Origin of the sequence: Paenibacillus litoralis (assembly GCF_046244365.1) — a bacterium.
Lineage (GTDB): Bacteria > Bacillota > Bacilli > Paenibacillales > NBRC-103111 > Paenibacillus_V.
In genome coordinates this window covers 4,332,015-4,347,067 of record NZ_CP176395.1, presented here as the reverse complement: position 1 = coordinate 4,347,067, position 15,053 = coordinate 4,332,015, and the positions used below count along the sequence as shown (strand labels likewise).

Sequence of the window (15,053 nt, the reverse complement as noted above, 5' to 3'; positions counted from 1 at the left end):
TACTCCAAGGAAAAAGCCTTGTCATCCCGGATGATACGATAACAACTTCCCTTCTCAGCACGATGTCTACCGAACAGGACTTGAGGCGAAATGAAACAAGCGATGAATGACCTAACCCGAAAAGAAGCCCGCTATCCTCGGAGAAACAAGGATAACGAGCTTGATATGCTGCGATGCATTTACGGCCTAACCGATAACCGTTAGCTCCTTCGAGAACGAAGTCAGCACTTCGACGCCTAAGGCCGTAACCCATACGTCGTCTTCGATTCTGACGCCGCCGAGACCGGGCACATAAATGCCGGGTTCGATCGTGAAGGTTGCCCCTTCCTGGAGCAGCTCGAGGTTAGCGCCGTGAACCGACGGATATTCGTGGACGTCAAGACCCAGCCCGTGACCGAGACGGTGCATGAATTGCGGGCCGAAGCCTTTGGATGTAATATAGCCGCGCGCCGCTTGATCGACACTTGCATAGGTAACGCCAGGCTTTACGGCATCGATCGCTCTTTTGTTTGCTTGCAGCACGGTATCGTAGATCCGTTTCAGCTCGTCGCTGATATCCCCTACGGCGAACGTGCGTGTAATATCGGATGCATACCCGTCCGCATAAACGCCGATATCGAATAACAGCAGTTCGCCGTTGCGTACTTCGCGGGTGCCGGGATCCCCATGCGGAAGCGCGGACTTCTCTCCTGCAAGCACCATCGTATCGAAGGAAGGGCCGTCGGAGCCGAGCTTTTTCATCTGGTATTCCAGTTCGGCAACAAGCTCGATTTCCGTCACGCCCGGTTTCACGTGCTTCAAGCCGGCGCGAAGAACGTCTTCTATAATCCGAACGGCTTTTTTCATACTTGCGATCTCATCCGCCGACTTCACTAATCGCATCTCGCGCAGCGGTTCGTCGACATCTATATAAGCGGCAGCACCGACTGCTTCGGCAATCGCCTCGTAACGATTCACCGTCAAATGCGACTTTTCGAGACCGAGACGGCTGACGGTAGAAGGCAGTTGCTTCTTAAGAATCGAATGAGGATCTTGCGTATCCGTATGCGTTACGATATGCCGTACGCCATCGGCCGCACGTGCCGCTTCTTCGTCCAGCGCAGGCACAATCAGCAGCGGTTCGGCCGTCCGGGAAAGAACAAGCCCAAGGAACCGTTCATGCGGATCGGTGGCAAGTCCGGTCAAATAATAGATATGCTTGGGCTGCGTGATCAGAATCGCATCCAATTGATTTCGTTCCAGATATGCCTGCAGTGCGGCAATTCTGCTTGTCATCTCCATTTCCTTCTTTCCTGAAAATGCCTATTCTCGTTGTCGAAGGCAATTTTGTTATCCGAAGCTTCTAACCTATTAGTGGGATTCCGCCAAAAGGCGGTTGATCTGCTCGCGTTTGCCCAGCAGCCACTCGGCATCGCTCGGATACTCGCTGAACGTAATCGGCTGTTCAAGTCCTTCCTCGATGAGCGAGAGGACGGCGTCACGGCCGATTTTGCTCTCCAGCAGCTCAAGCGCGCGAAGATCCTGAAGCGTCTCGTTGAATACTTCAAGCCGAAGCGATTCGATCGGGCCCTCTTCTCCCGGATAAACGAGGAAGGCATCTCCGGACGGGAAGCCCTGGCCGGCATCCGTTACGCGGAACGGATCGATCTCCTTAATGGAATATTGCGAATACCAGAAGTTATAGCCCCAGTGCAGGAAGCCCGCGATCTGGAATTTATACAGCTGCAGCGCAAGAACACGGTTACGTACCGACGGGAATGCGAAGAAACGGTTCGCTACCTTCTGGTATTGAGCGCAGCAATAGTATGTCCACAAATTCGGCACGCCGTTCTCAAGAAACGGCTCGATATGATTGTTCGCGGGAATCGGATTTTTGACGAGGCCTTTCTCGTAAAAAGCGTAATCCGAGAGCGCATCGATCATAGGGAACTGCGCCAAATGCACTTTAATCGTTTCGTAAGCGCTCCTGTAAGATTCCAAATGACTCATGCTCGGCTCATCGGAAACGTGAAAATAGCTTCTGTCGTTCAAACCGTGCTTCCCGATAAACGCCACGAGCTCAGGCAGGAACCCGTTGAGGAACGCTTTGTACGCTTCCCCGTGCGCATCCGTTTCCCAGCCGAAAATCCGTTTGTACTCGCCGTTTTCGGTCGCCATGATTTTTGGAGCGTGAGCCGCACCCCATTGCGTGAACAAGTGCGAAAATTCGAAGTAGCGGATACCGGCGCTGTCGGCCATGTCGACCCAGCGTTTGAGCTTATCGAAGCCGAAGCGGTAAGAATCGCCTTCCTTCGTAACATCGATCAGTTGTACCGTCGGACGCTCGCCGCCAACTTTCGTATCCAGAGGCGGCGTGAACAGCGGGGTCAACAGCATGTTCATCCCGTGCTTGGACGCCGTTCTCACAAATTGTTCGACGCGCTGCCAATGCCTTTCGCTGAACACTTCATCGCCGTAGTAAGTAGCTATGCAATCCGTATGAAACCATTCCGTATGTATCAGACGCTGTTCAGGCAGCGATACCGGAACGACGTCCAGCTCGAACGACTCGCTCCCGAGCAAGGTGCCGTTCTCTTCCGCAAAGCGAACCTCGATAACGTGCTTGCCCGCTGCCGTAAGCGGGGTCACATCAACGGAAACCCACACCGACCTCCATTGACTGGGAAGCGCGTTGACGCCTTCCTTCCCGATCGGGTATAGCGGATCCGGATACAAACCTGGCGCGGAGCGCAGCAGATTGCCGTCGTGATTGGCATACATCGGGAACTCCGAAGGCGCTAACCCGACTTCCCTTAAGGTTACCGCATTGGAAAGCTCCGAAACGACGGAGACTTGAACGTTTTTATATGTAGCATTCGTACGATAGGCAACTTGGAACGCATACGTTTCGTTATGCAGAACGGTAGCGCGCCGAAACGGCGTTTCATTCAATTCCGCGTCCGCAAACACCTTGACAAGCGAGTGTAGGCATCTTGTTTCAAAATTACTCCCTATCGGTTGGCTGACCATTACGTTCTCTCCCTCGACCTCATATAATTTACGTCATGAATAATTTATGTCATTAAAATATCAAATCTTTCTCCCGCATCGTTAATTTTCTCGCCGGAATATCGACGACGATTTTGCCTCCGGACAATCCCCATATCCGTGTAGCAAAGCGTTCCGCCAATTCGATTTGGTGAAGACTGCAGACGACGGTTACCTGCTGCTTCTGACAAACGGACTTCAAGTCCTGCATGACCTGGATGGCGGATTCGGGTTCGAGACCGGAAACAGGCTCGTCCGCGACGATTATTTTAGCTCCCTTGACAAGCGCTTTCGCAATCGCAACGCGCTGCTGCTCGCCATGACTCAGTTTGGAAACGCGTTCATGCGCTTTGTCAAGCATGCCCACCTTTTCTAAGAAATCCATTGCCAGCATATGCTCGTCCTGCGCCGGTTTGCCTATCAGTTTGCGCCATAGCGGCGTTTCGTAAAACCTTCCGGACAGCACGTTTTTGAGTGCCGTTTTATTCGGATTCAGCTGAGGCTTCTCGTGCAAATACGCCCATTCCGTGCGAAGCTTGAAACGCTGCAGCAAGTTCATCGCCGTAACGTCGTCCCCATTGTATATAAGCTGTCCTTTGTCCCATTTTTCCTGCATGGTTAAGCAGCGAAGGATCGTACTCTTGCCGCTTCCGCTCACGCCGAGCAGCGCGACGAAATCGCCGTCGTCGATCTGCAAGCTGATCTGCTTCAGCACTTCCTGACCCGACTCGTACTTCTTCGTCAAATTGCGTATCGAAATCACGTGCTAATCCCCTTTGCTTCCAGTTAAAAGCTTGTTCGATGAAGGCATTTTCATTATAGCCTATTCTCGCTGGCTAAGCCAAGGAAAACCATCTGAGAGCAATCGATCCCACATAACGAAAAACCCGCTTGGAGAAGCGGGCCGTCCCGGTCATTTCGTGAAAATATGGTTGCCGATCTGTTTGATCTGCGGCCTCGTCCAAATCCAGTCGGAGGTAGCCGTATTCGGATTGAAATAATAAAGCGCACCGCCCGAAGGATCCCAGCCGTTCACCGCATCTCTTGCGGCATTGCGTGCCGACTGGTTGGGGGTGAGCCAAAACTGGCCGTCCGCCACTGCCGTGAACGCCCCCGGTTGAAAGATAACGCCCGAAATCGTGTTCGGAAATAACGAACTCTTTACCCTGTTCAAAATAACCGCGCCTACCGCTACTTGTCCAATATAAGGCTCTCCTCTGGCTTCGCTGTAAATCGCTTGAGCAAGCAGCTGCATATCCTGTGAGCTGTAGTTCCCGGTTCCGGTCGAACCTCCACTCCAGTTACGCGTCGCGCGAACGAGCATATCTTTGGTTTTGGCACCAACGACGCCGTCGACGGCCATCCCGAATTTCCATTGGAAATTGCGAACGGACTGGTAGGTTTGCCAGCCGAACACGCCGTCAACGCCGCCGTTATAATAGCCTAAATAGTTTAACCTGCCCTGCAGCTCGTAAACGTCGCCTCCCCTAGTCCCGTATTTCAGCGTAGCGTCGCCGAACGAAAACGATTTGGACGGAAGAAGCAAGCAAACGGAGAAAGCGATTATCGCAAGAAAAGGCACGAAGCGATAGAGTTTGCCGCGCATACCAACACCTCCACCCTTAATATGAAAGTATCGTATGGAAATTATTCTCTGAATATAATTAGCAACATTAAGTTTACATATTATTTATTACGTTATCTTTCTATTTTTCTATAGTTTTCTAACTCGCAAATGCGACACTAAACCATCGATCTTTCGTTTCGCCCCCAGTCCTCCGCCTACTCGTCGTCTGGATCCGTCCCCTTCGTTTCTTTGCCAAAAAACAAAACGGCAGCCGCCCCTACAAGAATCGCAACAAAGAACAACATAAACACCGCCGTAATAGCCGTTCCGCCCGCAACAAGCTGCCCTACAAGATAAGGGCCGATTACGCCGCCTATCCTTCCGAAGGATGCAGCCAGCCCTACGCCGGTGGATCGGATAGCGGTCGGATAAAGCTCGGGCGTGTACGCGTACATGCCTCCCCAAGCGCCGAGATTAAAGAACGACAAGCTGATTCCGGCCGCCATAAGCATTCCTTCCGTAACCGCATTGCCGAACCATAGCGCGCTTACCGCCGTCATTAGCAAATACGCGACCAACACGAACTTGCGGCCGAATTTTTCGATGAAGTATGCAGCGGTAAAATATCCGGGAAGCTGCGCCAATGTAATGATCAGCACGTATTGAAAGCTCTTGACGAGACCGAAGCCCTTCATCATCATAACGGTAGGCAGCCATAGAAACATCCCGTAATACGAGAACACGACGGTAAACCAAAGCACCCACAACGTAATGGTGGACAACCGGTATTTGGCCGACCATACGGATGCGATCCGCTCTCCGAACGACAGCTTGCGGCCGGTTTGCGCGGTAAATTTGTTCGAGTCCCGTATTGCCCTTCTCAAATAGAGAGCGTACAGCGAAGGAAGGGCCCCGATCGCGAACGCCATTCTCCAGCCGTATTGGGGGATGACGAAGTATGCGATTAAAGCCGCCAAAATCCAGCCTCCCGCCCAGAAGCTTTCCAGCAGAACGACAATCCGCCCCCTATCCTTGACCGGTACCGACTCCGAAACGAGGGTGGAAGCAACCGGCAGCTCGCCGCCGAGCCCGAAGCCTGCGACGAATCTTAATGCGCAGAGGACGCCAAAACTCGTAACCAATGCGGACAATCCGCTCGCGAGCGAGAAAATAAGCAGCGTCCATAGCAAAACGGCACGCCTTCCATACCGGTCTGCCATTGTGCCGGCAACGGCTGCGCCGACAGCCATACCGACCGAGTTAATGGCTGTCATCAGCCCGACCTGCTGTGCCCCCAAATCCCATTCGACAACCAACGCAGCGACAATAAACGAAACCATTCCGACATCCATCGCGTCAAACAGCCAGCTTAACCCTGCGCTCACCAGCAATTTCCGCTGCTTCGGTTCTTGAGCTCGTACGGAAGTATCCATGTAAAGGACTCCATTTCCATATGATTTATATACCGATACTATTTACAGCTGCCCCGCACTTTATGTCGGCTTGTTAAACTTCGGAATGCGGATTAAAGCAATTCCGAAAGTCTATGGATGTTTGTAAATAGAAGAAAAAGCCTCGTCATCAAGATGACGAGGCACAATTTGTTTACATAACATATATTATGTGTACTTTTTGATATCCGTACTCGATTTCGTTACCTCAACCGCCATTCTTAGCCGTTGCCCCCGTCTCCATTCCCATGTTCGTCGGATTCGATATAACGCTTGAGCGCAGCAAGCTTGTTTTCCCAGAAACGTTCATAATACGAAAGCCATCGCTTCAATTCGAGCAGCGGCTCTGGTTGAAGCCGGTAACGGGTTTCTCTGCCTGCCTTGCGTTCTTTGACAAGCCCGGCATCGGATAATATGCGCAGATGCTTGGAAACGGCCGTCCTGCTCATCGGAAAGTGTCCGCTAAGGACGGTTACGGGCATTTCCTCGTCTGCAAGCAGCTTCAACAGTTTGCGGCGCGTCGGATCGGCGATCGCCTGAAAAACATCATGCTTCGGCGCAGCGGCTGTCCCATTACCCCTCGACATAAGCGCCAAGCTTTTGAACAAGCCCCACCCAGCCGTTCGACATTCTTTCGCGAACGATCGAGTGAAGTTCGCCGAATTCCGTAACTTGGTCGGCATCCCATCCGCCATGAATCAAGGTAAACTCGGTTTTATCCCCTCGCTCGACAAGCTCGAAGGTAATGGTCCAATCTTTCCCCCACAAGAACGCCAAGCGGTTTGGCGGATCGATTTCCGTCACCTTGCACGGAGAATTGCCGAACGGACCGGCATTTAATTCGAATTCATAGCCGGCAATCGGCTGGAAGTTGTTAGGCATAAACCATGCGGCTATTCCTTCCGAAGTTGCAACAGCATCCCAAACTTTGCTTACCGGCGCTTTCAACATGATCGATTGCCGAATATCCGGCAGGGTATTTTTGTTGTTGTTTTCCATTCTTTTCATTCCCCTTTTCCTGAAAATGATGTTATTTCCCGCTCTTCACTTTGTCGACGGGACGAAATCGAAGCGCCGACCATTTGTCATCGACGGCAACATTGCTAACCGGGCGGTATGGCGTTATATTTTGCACCAAAGCAGCCAAACTATCACGGTTGATGTCCGTCTTCACTTTGGAGCTTTGTTTCGGATATGTGATCCAAAATACCGCATCCTCATTCAGGTATCCGATCGCTTTGGGCGCCCATTCTGTAGCTTCGTCGGCATTGTTTACGAATACCTGTACGAAATCGTATGTTCCTTCCGCGGACTTCTCTTCCTCGATCCCGAGAAAATAGCCTTCCGGAGCGTTCCATACAGCTGCTCGTCCATCTTTATAGCGCAGCTTTTTCAGCAGCTCTTCCATGAAGTCAGTCCTTTCTTTTGCGAAACCTTTTGGTTTCCTATTTCAATAATAGGACACCGGAAGGTTTCGTGTCAAGCCTGTGAGCAATATAAAAAGCCGCTGCATTACGCGAACGGCTTTTCCTTTTTGATTAATCGAGCGCCTTAAACGATTTCAGAATTTCGGCCAACATGATTCGGTTCTCCGGCGTATCCATAGCTTTACTCGAAACAAACTCGACCAAATATACGAAATTTCCTTTGGCGAGAACGACGGTTACACGCCTGACAATCTTTCTTTCGTATCCGTTTCTTGACCGTCCAACCTTTTCTCGAGCGTCTTTCTCCAGCTTGCCGAAAGCGCGGAAACAGCCAATATTCGCCGGATTCCATCTTGGTCCTGCTTGTCGTGGTGCATGATCCGGTTGGCATATTCGATCGTGACGCCGTTCGGATCCCGTTCGATCCTTACAAGCCGGCTGTCTTTGGAGACGAATCCTTCCTGAAGTACGCGAAAATAATAACCGGTATAGCCGGCATTCTGCACCTTGAGCGGCATGTCGGGCTTGCCGTATTTTACGGAGAGCTTATAACAAGGCTGCCTGGGTTGGCTGATTTGAACGACCGCATCCCCGAGTTGAAACGTATCCCCGATGTGCACATCCGGCTCCAGCATCCCGGTTACCGTCACGTTTTCTCCGAATGCGCCGAAAGAAAGCGGCCTTTCCAGTTCCTGCTGCCAATATGGGTAGTGTTCGTAGCAATACACACAAACCGCTTTATCTACGCCTCCATGAAACTTCAGATCCGCCTGACCGTCTCCCTCGAAATTGATCGCAGACAAAAACAATCGCGTCTCAACCGGACTTTTATTAATCCCGGTACTTACGATTTTCCCTTGATGTTCGACGTCAGCCGGTTTTCCGACATTCAACGAAATGATAGTGCCTTCCATTAAATTCCCCTCCAAGTGAAACAAATGCCTCTCCGGCGTGTATGATTGAATTTATTATACATGCCGCTGCAACCGTCCGTCACCTTTTTCCATATAGGGCGATGGCACGAATACATTGTCAGAAACCATAGATATCACGCCAAAGTACCGGAAGTTGGTTCTGGCATAAATCACCGGCTCAATAACGGTTGTCCTTGCTTCAAAATGCTGGCGACCGCTTCGTCGGTCGTTTGTTCGCCTTTATATACCGCAATCAGCTCACGATCGATCAAACCAAACAGCTTGCGTTCAAAATCCGGACGCAGCTTCGGATTCATTTTACCGATCGTCGACCGGCTATCGAGTTTCGGCTGTTTGTAAAACGGCTCAAGCGAAGTACCTGCCGTTTCTTTATCGAGTACATGGATACGTGTCGTAAATTGACTTGTATTCGTATTTCTTTCCGTAATGCGCGCGACCTGATCGCTGACGACGAATTTGATTATCTCCCACGCTGTATCCGGATTTTGGGACCGTGCGTCGATTGCGAAAATCGTCGCCGGGCTGACATGGATCGTGCCGTCAGACATTTGCGGATCGACAGGGGCCGTGACGAATCCTACGTCAAACATGAGCTCCATTGCTTTCATCTTATTGATCAAATCCGTACTTGTCAGCGTCATTGCAGCCCGCCCGGCTTTAAACAGATCAGAAGACTCGGAAAGAGCATTCACTTCCTGGTTCGTGTAAGCTTTCGCCTCTTCCGGAGGCAGAAGCGCCCCCTTCGCATACGCATCCACGATCAGGCGGATCACATTTCGCCATTCCGGCGATCCTAGCAGAAGTTCTTTAGCCTCAGCGTCTATTAACGATAATCCGTTTGTTTTCCCGATCATCGTCACGTAGCTCGATGGGCTGACGAATACGTTTTTGCTTGTAAAAAAACCGATATTCCTTTGTTCTCCTCCCCCCTCTTGGGCGAACTGCCCGGCCACGTTCATTACGTCCGTCCAGCTCATTCGGTCTGTCGGATACGGGATCTTTTTTTGATCGAACAGCGACTTATTAAACGCCAGCGCACTGCTGAAAAATCTGACTGATAGCCCGTAAAGCTTTCCGTTCCCTTTGTCCCGCAACAGATCTGTGACAGACGGAAGGAAGCCTGAGAGCTCGAATCGATCCCGTGCGATGTATGGCTCGAGATCAAGAATTTTGCCGCTCTTGACCATATTTTCGTACATGTCGATACCGACAAAAGAGACGATATCCGCTTGTTCCTTGTCGATCGAGTCGATAACCGCGCTTTGCAGACTTATCGATGGATTATTCAGTGTCTCATCTGCGAACTCCATCTCAAGCTCTGGGAATTTGGTGTCAATCAAATCCCCATAGTCCCTATAATATTGCTGCTTTGTCTGCGATGTTTTGAGCTTGCCGGATACGGCCGGCTTTGATGCTGCCTCCGGCTGTTTTTCGCATCCTGCCGCAAGAAGCGATGTTGCCAAAAGCAGCAGGAAGATTTTGTTTTTCATACTCTTTCCCTGCCCTTTCTATCTAAGGCTTGCTTGTCTTGGTAAACTGCTGCTGCAGTTTGCTTTCAAGCGAAATGAGCGCGTCGTTCGCATGTTTACTCCCGTCCAACACCGCTCGCAGCTCTTCGCTGCCATTTGACGCCCACATACCGGAGAGCGAGTTGGGAATCCGTTTCCGGCCGCTCTTCTCAATCGCTGCCTTCAATTCATAAAACGGCTTTGGATCGATCCCTGCTACCGGAATCATGGCGGAAGGACGAGACAAGAGCGGATATTGATTTCGCCTGAAAGCGTTATAGATCTTGGCTTTCGGCAGCAATTGCGCCATTTCGTCCGAATTGATATATCGAAGCACTTCCCATGCCGCCTGCCGGTTCTCCGAATTGGCCGACACAGCCAACAGGTCGTCCAGCCCGTATACCCCTTCTGCGTCGGAAGATCCGGGCTCGACCGGTACGGTGACTATTCCGATCGAGAAAGGCTTTAAGCCGTTTTCCTTCATTTTTGCGATTTCGCCCAGTTCGGTATGTGAAGTTATTTCCATCGCCGTCTTCCCACTCAGAAATCCGTTCATCTTAGCCAGATCGGAGAGTGAATACGACTTCCCTTGCTCCATTCCTGGACGGTTGTATAACGTCTTGTTCTTGTACTCCGCGATTACGGTGTTCCATAGTTGACGCCATTCATTCGTTTGCAAATCAACCTTGGTGCCGTCTTTGGAAATTGGCGACAGCGCATGGACGGCCGATAACAAATCGACCGCCTGGAACGGGTCGTTTTCACCGCTTGCTTGCAGGCCGTACAGATCCGGTTTTTTGGCGGGAAATTGGCTCGCCAGCACAAGAAGCTCCTCCCAGCTCATTTTGCTTCTAGGATAAGGGATCTGATACTGGTCGAACATATCTTTATTGTAAAAAAGCGCCTTGCTTTTCATTGTTGGTGCCAATGCATGCAACTTACCGTCGCCCATCGCTCGAATTGTGCTGGGAACGGAAGGATGAAGGCTATCAAGATCGAACTTGTCTTTTTTGATCAGCGGATCCAGCTCGACCAGGAAACCGTCCTTGACAAGCCTGCCATACCAATTCGTTACATCCGAAAGGTAGATAAGATCAGGTTTCTCGATTTCGATTTGCCGTTTCAACTCGCCGTACGCTTTATCTTGTTGGTTATAATCGTATTTATAGATGACGATATCGAACGCAATGTTCGGTTTCTTCAGCATAATCAGTCGTCCGTATTTGTCCATAAAATTGCTTTCATTCATGTAAACGAGCACTTTAAGCGACTTTTCATCGCCATCATCAAGCGGATCGGCTGTTACTACGGCTTTTCCGCCAGATAAACTCTTCATCCAGTCATAACCGCTTCTCAGCAGATCAGGTTTGGCAATAACCAAGACCGCCGCAAGTGCCATCACAAATACCGCTGCAGCCGATCTTACGGAGAACCGTTTTATTTTGCTTTGCTCCATTCTTATCCGCTCCTCAATCTTTTTGCGGTTTGCGAGGATTCGTTCCTCCGTGTGGGGTAGCGCTTCCTTCAGTTTTTCTTCCCATTCAGCAGCGTGCATGTTCCGGCACCTCCCCGTTTAACTGCTTGTTTATTTTGGCGCGTGCCCGGTGCATTCGCGATTTGACCGTTCCCTCCGAGATGTCCAGCAGCCCGGCGATTTCCGCTATCGACAAATGATGATGGGCGTACAACAGAAGGGTCTCACGAAGCTTTTTCGGCAGACCGAGCACCTCCCGCCACACCTCTTCCCTCGATAAGGCATCGATGACCACATACTCTGCTGACGGAGACGTCGTTTGTCTCTGCAAAAACCGTTCAACGAGGCTGACACGCCGAAACCAGGAAGAACGCTGGTAATCGCGGACAACGTTGCGGGTTATGGCAAGCAGCCAGGTACGGACGGACGACTCGCCGCGAAATGCACACAACTTCTCATAAACTTTAATAAATACATCCTGCATAACATCGTCGGCAATGTCGGCGCGAAGCGTCAGAAAAAACGCATAATTCCACATATCTTTTCCGTAAGTTTCCATCAAGTCGGTTAATGTCCTGTTTTTTTCCATCCCTTCCGAGATAGTGGCTAAATATTCGAATGCCAAAGCGTTCACCTGTCCTGTTCGGTTACCAAATTAAACCCCGGGGTGTCGGACGATGCCGACGATGAAGTTGAATCGCGAGCTCAGTGAGTTCCTCATGGATTAGACGGGTCACAAAGGAAAAAGTTCCCTGTTCGTTTCGTTTTTTTCGTTCAGGTATACACAAGGATAAACGCATGGCGTCATATGACGCTATGCGTTTACCGGAGAAATATAAGCGCTTATCGTGTGAAACATATAAATTCTTCTATTTCAAGGATCCAGTGGTGCCGCAAAGCGGCATGCTAGTCTGATAAATGTACAAAAAAAGCCCCCTTCTCTTCATTGGAAGAAAAGGAGGCCGTTTATCCAGCGTTTTCACTACCCTCGCAGGTCAATCGAACGACCTAGATGCGGCTGAACGGAAGTCTCGATCACTTTCTGCTGTGCTGCCGCAAAATCGTTCAGCATAACGCTCGTTTGCTCAGCGCTAGCCTCCATCGTTTTGTCCAGCATGCGTACGCCTATCAATTGCTGCAGCAAGTCGGCGCTGCCGGCAGCTTGCAATGCGGCGTTGGCTCCGGATACGTTCATTGTCGTCGTCTCCCTTCATCCCATTCGGCAGCTGGCTGGCTTGGACGGCTGGCGTCATTAGCCCCTATAGCTTTGCGTCTTGCGTTTTCACGCAGTTTGCCGTTCTCGCGGCACGGAGTTACCCGCCACTCCAAAATTATACAGCCGTTCGACAGGAATCGTCAATGAATATGCCGGAAATCGGAAAATGACATAACAAACGCGCCCGGAAGCCCGGAGCGCGTTATGCAAAGCTTTATTCAAGAGATGCGGCAACGATCTCGGCAACGTCCATCGTCCTTACCCGGTCGTCGGCCTCAAGCGCCTTCGTACCGTCGCTCATCATCGTCAAGCAATACGGGCAGGCCGTTCCGATTATCGTAGGCTTAACCGCAAGCGCCTGTTCCGTTCTCGCGACATTAACCCGCTTCCCCTCGTTCTCCTCCATCCACATTCTGCCTCCGCCCGCACCGCAGCACATGCTATTGCGTCCAGACCTTTCCATTTCGGCCACCTCTAATCCCGGAACAGACTCCAGTATCTCGCGCGGCCCTCCATAAATGCCGTTATACCGCCCCAGGTAACAAGAATCATGATACGTGACCCTTTCCGCAAGCTTCATTGCAGGGGCGATCCGAGCCTCCTTCAACCATTTGGCAATCAATTCGCTGTGATGGTATACCTCGACATCCGGCGAGAGACCGAAATCCGGGTATTCGTTCTTGAACGTATTGTAGGCATGGGGATCGATCGTGATGATTTTACGGACACCGTACTTGTCAAACAATTCGATATTCGCGCGGGCAAGCTCCTGAAAAAGAAATTCGTTGCCAAGCCTTCTTGCGGTATCGCCCGAGTTGGTTTCTTCGTTCCCGAGGACGGCGAACGAAATGCCGGCACGGTTCATGATTTTAATAAACGCTCGGGTTATTTTCTGGCAGCGCTTGTCGTAGGCGCCCATCGAGCCGATGTAGAACAAGTAGTCGAAGGGCTTTCCTTCCTGAATGGCCGGCGCCTCTTCTCCTGCATCCAAACCTTCCTTCCATCGGGCGCGTTCCTGTCTGCTAAGCCCCCATGGATTGCCCTGCCGTTCGATATTCGTCAGCGTTCTTCCTGCCTCCGCCGGCAAACTGCCTTGCGTCAGAACCAAATATCGTCGCATGTCGACGATAAAGCTAACATGTTCATTCGCAACCGGACATTGATCCTCGCAATTGCGGCACGTCGTACAAGCCCATAACTCTTGCTCCGTAACCGTATCGCCGAGTAATTCCGCCGCAAATTCCGCGCGTTCCGTCCCTCCGACGTTCGGCCCCTTTCCTTCGGAGGCAGCCCGATTCTCCGCCGTGCTTGAGAAAGCGAATGCGGGCATCCATGGCGTGCGCGACGTAATCGCAGCGCCTTTATGCGTCAGGTGATTGCGCATATGAATGATCAGATGCATCGGCGAAAGCATTTTACCCGTTCCGGAAGCCGGGCACGAAGAGGTACAGCGGCCGCATTCCACGCATGCATATAAATCCGTCAACTGGTTGCGCGTAAAATGCTCGACTTTCCCCGCGCCGAACGATTCGGCATTCTCGTCCTCCAAATCGACCGGTTCCAGCCTCCCCGCCGGCTTCCCGCTTCGCAAAAACAAATTGACCGGCGCAAATAAGAGATGAGCGTGCTTCGATTGAGGCACATAGACGAGAAAGGCAAGCAAAATGAGCAAATGCGACCACCAGCCCGCATAAAACATAACGCCATTCGCCGCTTCGCCCAGCGGTTCGAACCAAGTTGCAACTGCCGAAGCTAGAGGCTGGTAGCCGGATGCCGTTTCGCCCAGCCATGCACGTTTGGCCGAGAGCGTGAACACCACGCTCAGCATAAGTCCGCTTATGAAGAGAAGGACGATTGCAGGTCCCCAGCCCTTCTTCAAGCGAGACAGCTTTTCGACGTATCGACGGTAGGCGGCATACATAACCGCCGCCATAACGAGCAGAACGACGATTTCCTGACTGAGCTCAAACCACGGGTATACGCCGCCGATCGGCAAATGCCACTCCGTATTGATACCTTGCAGGATCAGATCTAAGGCGCCAAGCTGCAGCATGATGAAGCCGTAAAAAATGACGAGATGCATGAGCCCGCTTCGCCAATCCTGAAGCAGCGTGCCATGACCGAACATTTGGGCCGCAGCTCGCTTCAGCCGGGCACGCCATTCCGCCTTGACGTTCTCCTCACCGGGTCTCCCAAGCCGGATAAATAAATAGCGGCTGTATACGATATGCGCGAACAAATAGACTGCGTAGCAAGTCACCAGTAGAGCCGCCGTCAAATGGATGGCCAGAAACGTTCCGCTTCCTCTGCTTACCGCGGAAGGAGCTATTTGCGTGTAGAGAGCAGCGAACGAATGAACGAATGCGGAAACAAAGTACAGCTTCATCGTTGCACCGCCTTTCCGAAGTCGTTTTGCTTGGCAAAACGCGAACCGTGTTTAGGATGCCG

Annotated in this window: 14 protein-coding genes and 1 riboswitch; all 14 genes read right to left on the bottom strand. The window is 51.4% G+C overall.

Features of this window, described 5'->3' with window-relative positions; translation table 11 throughout:
- Nucleotides 1–186: 186 nt before the first annotated feature.
- The gene (locus tag ACKGJP_RS18080; protein WP_409347011.1) at nucleotides 187–1,275 is read right to left on the bottom strand and encodes a M24 family metallopeptidase; all 1,089 of its coding nucleotides are present in this window, start codon (nucleotides 1,273–1,275) and stop codon (nucleotides 187–189) included.
- Between the two features lie 75 nt (nucleotides 1,276–1,350).
- Nucleotides 1,351–3,009: a DUF4091 domain-containing protein gene (locus ACKGJP_RS18075; protein ID WP_409347010.1), complete on the bottom strand. Its 1,659-nt coding sequence runs from the start codon at nucleotides 3,007–3,009 to the stop codon at nucleotides 1,351–1,353.
- A gap of 52 nt (nucleotides 3,010–3,061) precedes the next feature.
- Complete coding sequence (locus ACKGJP_RS18070) at nucleotides 3,062–3,790, bottom strand: phosphonate ABC transporter ATP-binding protein (protein WP_409347009.1); 729 nt, start codon at nucleotides 3,788–3,790, stop codon at nucleotides 3,062–3,064.
- A 150-nt stretch (nucleotides 3,791–3,940) separates the two neighbouring features.
- Nucleotides 3,941–4,633, bottom strand: a complete 693-nt coding sequence (gene sleB / locus ACKGJP_RS18065; protein ID WP_409347008.1) for a spore cortex-lytic enzyme — start codon at nucleotides 4,631–4,633, stop codon at nucleotides 3,941–3,943.
- Between the two features lie 176 nt (nucleotides 4,634–4,809).
- The gene (locus ACKGJP_RS18060) at nucleotides 4,810–6,027 is read right to left on the bottom strand and encodes an MFS transporter (RefSeq protein WP_409347007.1); all 1,218 of its coding nucleotides are present in this window, start codon (nucleotides 6,025–6,027) and stop codon (nucleotides 4,810–4,812) included.
- A 239-nt stretch (nucleotides 6,028–6,266) separates the two neighbouring features.
- Entirely contained in the window at nucleotides 6,267–6,632 is a 366-nt protein-coding gene (locus tag ACKGJP_RS18055; RefSeq protein WP_409347006.1) for an ArsR/SmtB family transcription factor, read from the bottom strand.
- Nucleotides 6,619–7,044 (bottom strand): SRPBCC family protein, encoded by a 426-nt coding sequence (locus tag ACKGJP_RS18050; RefSeq protein WP_409347187.1) that lies wholly within the window; start codon nucleotides 7,042–7,044, stop codon nucleotides 6,619–6,621. Before ACKGJP_RS18050 ends, ACKGJP_RS18055 begins: the two co-directional genes overlap by 14 nt.
- Before the next feature lie 31 nt (nucleotides 7,045–7,075).
- Complete coding sequence (locus tag ACKGJP_RS18045; protein ID WP_409347005.1) at nucleotides 7,076–7,453, bottom strand: hypothetical protein; 378 nt, start codon at nucleotides 7,451–7,453, stop codon at nucleotides 7,076–7,078.
- A 255-nt stretch (nucleotides 7,454–7,708) separates the two neighbouring features.
- A complete protein-coding gene (locus ACKGJP_RS18040) occupies nucleotides 7,709–8,386 on the bottom strand; it encodes an MOSC domain-containing protein (protein ID WP_409347004.1) in 678 nt (225 codons plus the stop codon).
- A 170-nt stretch (nucleotides 8,387–8,556) separates the two neighbouring features.
- Nucleotides 8,557–9,897 carry an extracellular solute-binding protein gene (locus ACKGJP_RS18035; protein WP_409347003.1) on the bottom strand — a complete coding sequence of 447 codons (1,341 nt, stop codon included), beginning with the start codon at nucleotides 9,895–9,897 and terminating at the stop codon, nucleotides 8,557–8,559.
- 22 nt (nucleotides 9,898–9,919) lie between these two features.
- Nucleotides 9,920–11,470, bottom strand: a complete 1,551-nt coding sequence (locus ACKGJP_RS18030) for an ABC transporter substrate-binding protein (protein WP_409347002.1) — start codon at nucleotides 11,468–11,470, stop codon at nucleotides 9,920–9,922.
- Entirely contained in the window at nucleotides 11,457–11,978 is a 522-nt protein-coding gene (locus ACKGJP_RS18025) for an RNA polymerase sigma factor (RefSeq protein WP_409347001.1), read from the bottom strand. The genes ACKGJP_RS18030 and ACKGJP_RS18025 overlap by 14 nt, the downstream gene beginning before the upstream one ends.
- A 393-nt stretch (nucleotides 11,979–12,371) precedes the next feature.
- Nucleotides 12,372–12,584 carry a putative motility protein gene (locus ACKGJP_RS18020; RefSeq protein ID WP_409347000.1) on the bottom strand — a complete coding sequence of 71 codons (213 nt, stop codon included), beginning with the start codon at nucleotides 12,582–12,584 and terminating at the stop codon, nucleotides 12,372–12,374.
- Nucleotides 12,585–12,607: 23 nt separating this feature from the next.
- A riboswitch (cyclic di-GMP riboswitch) is annotated at nucleotides 12,608–12,695 on the bottom strand.
- 124 nt (nucleotides 12,696–12,819) lie between these two features.
- Nucleotides 12,820–14,991, bottom strand: a complete 2,172-nt coding sequence (locus tag ACKGJP_RS18015; RefSeq protein WP_409346999.1) for a (Fe-S)-binding protein — start codon at nucleotides 14,989–14,991, stop codon at nucleotides 12,820–12,822.
- Between the last annotated feature and the right edge of the window lie 62 nt (nucleotides 14,992–15,053).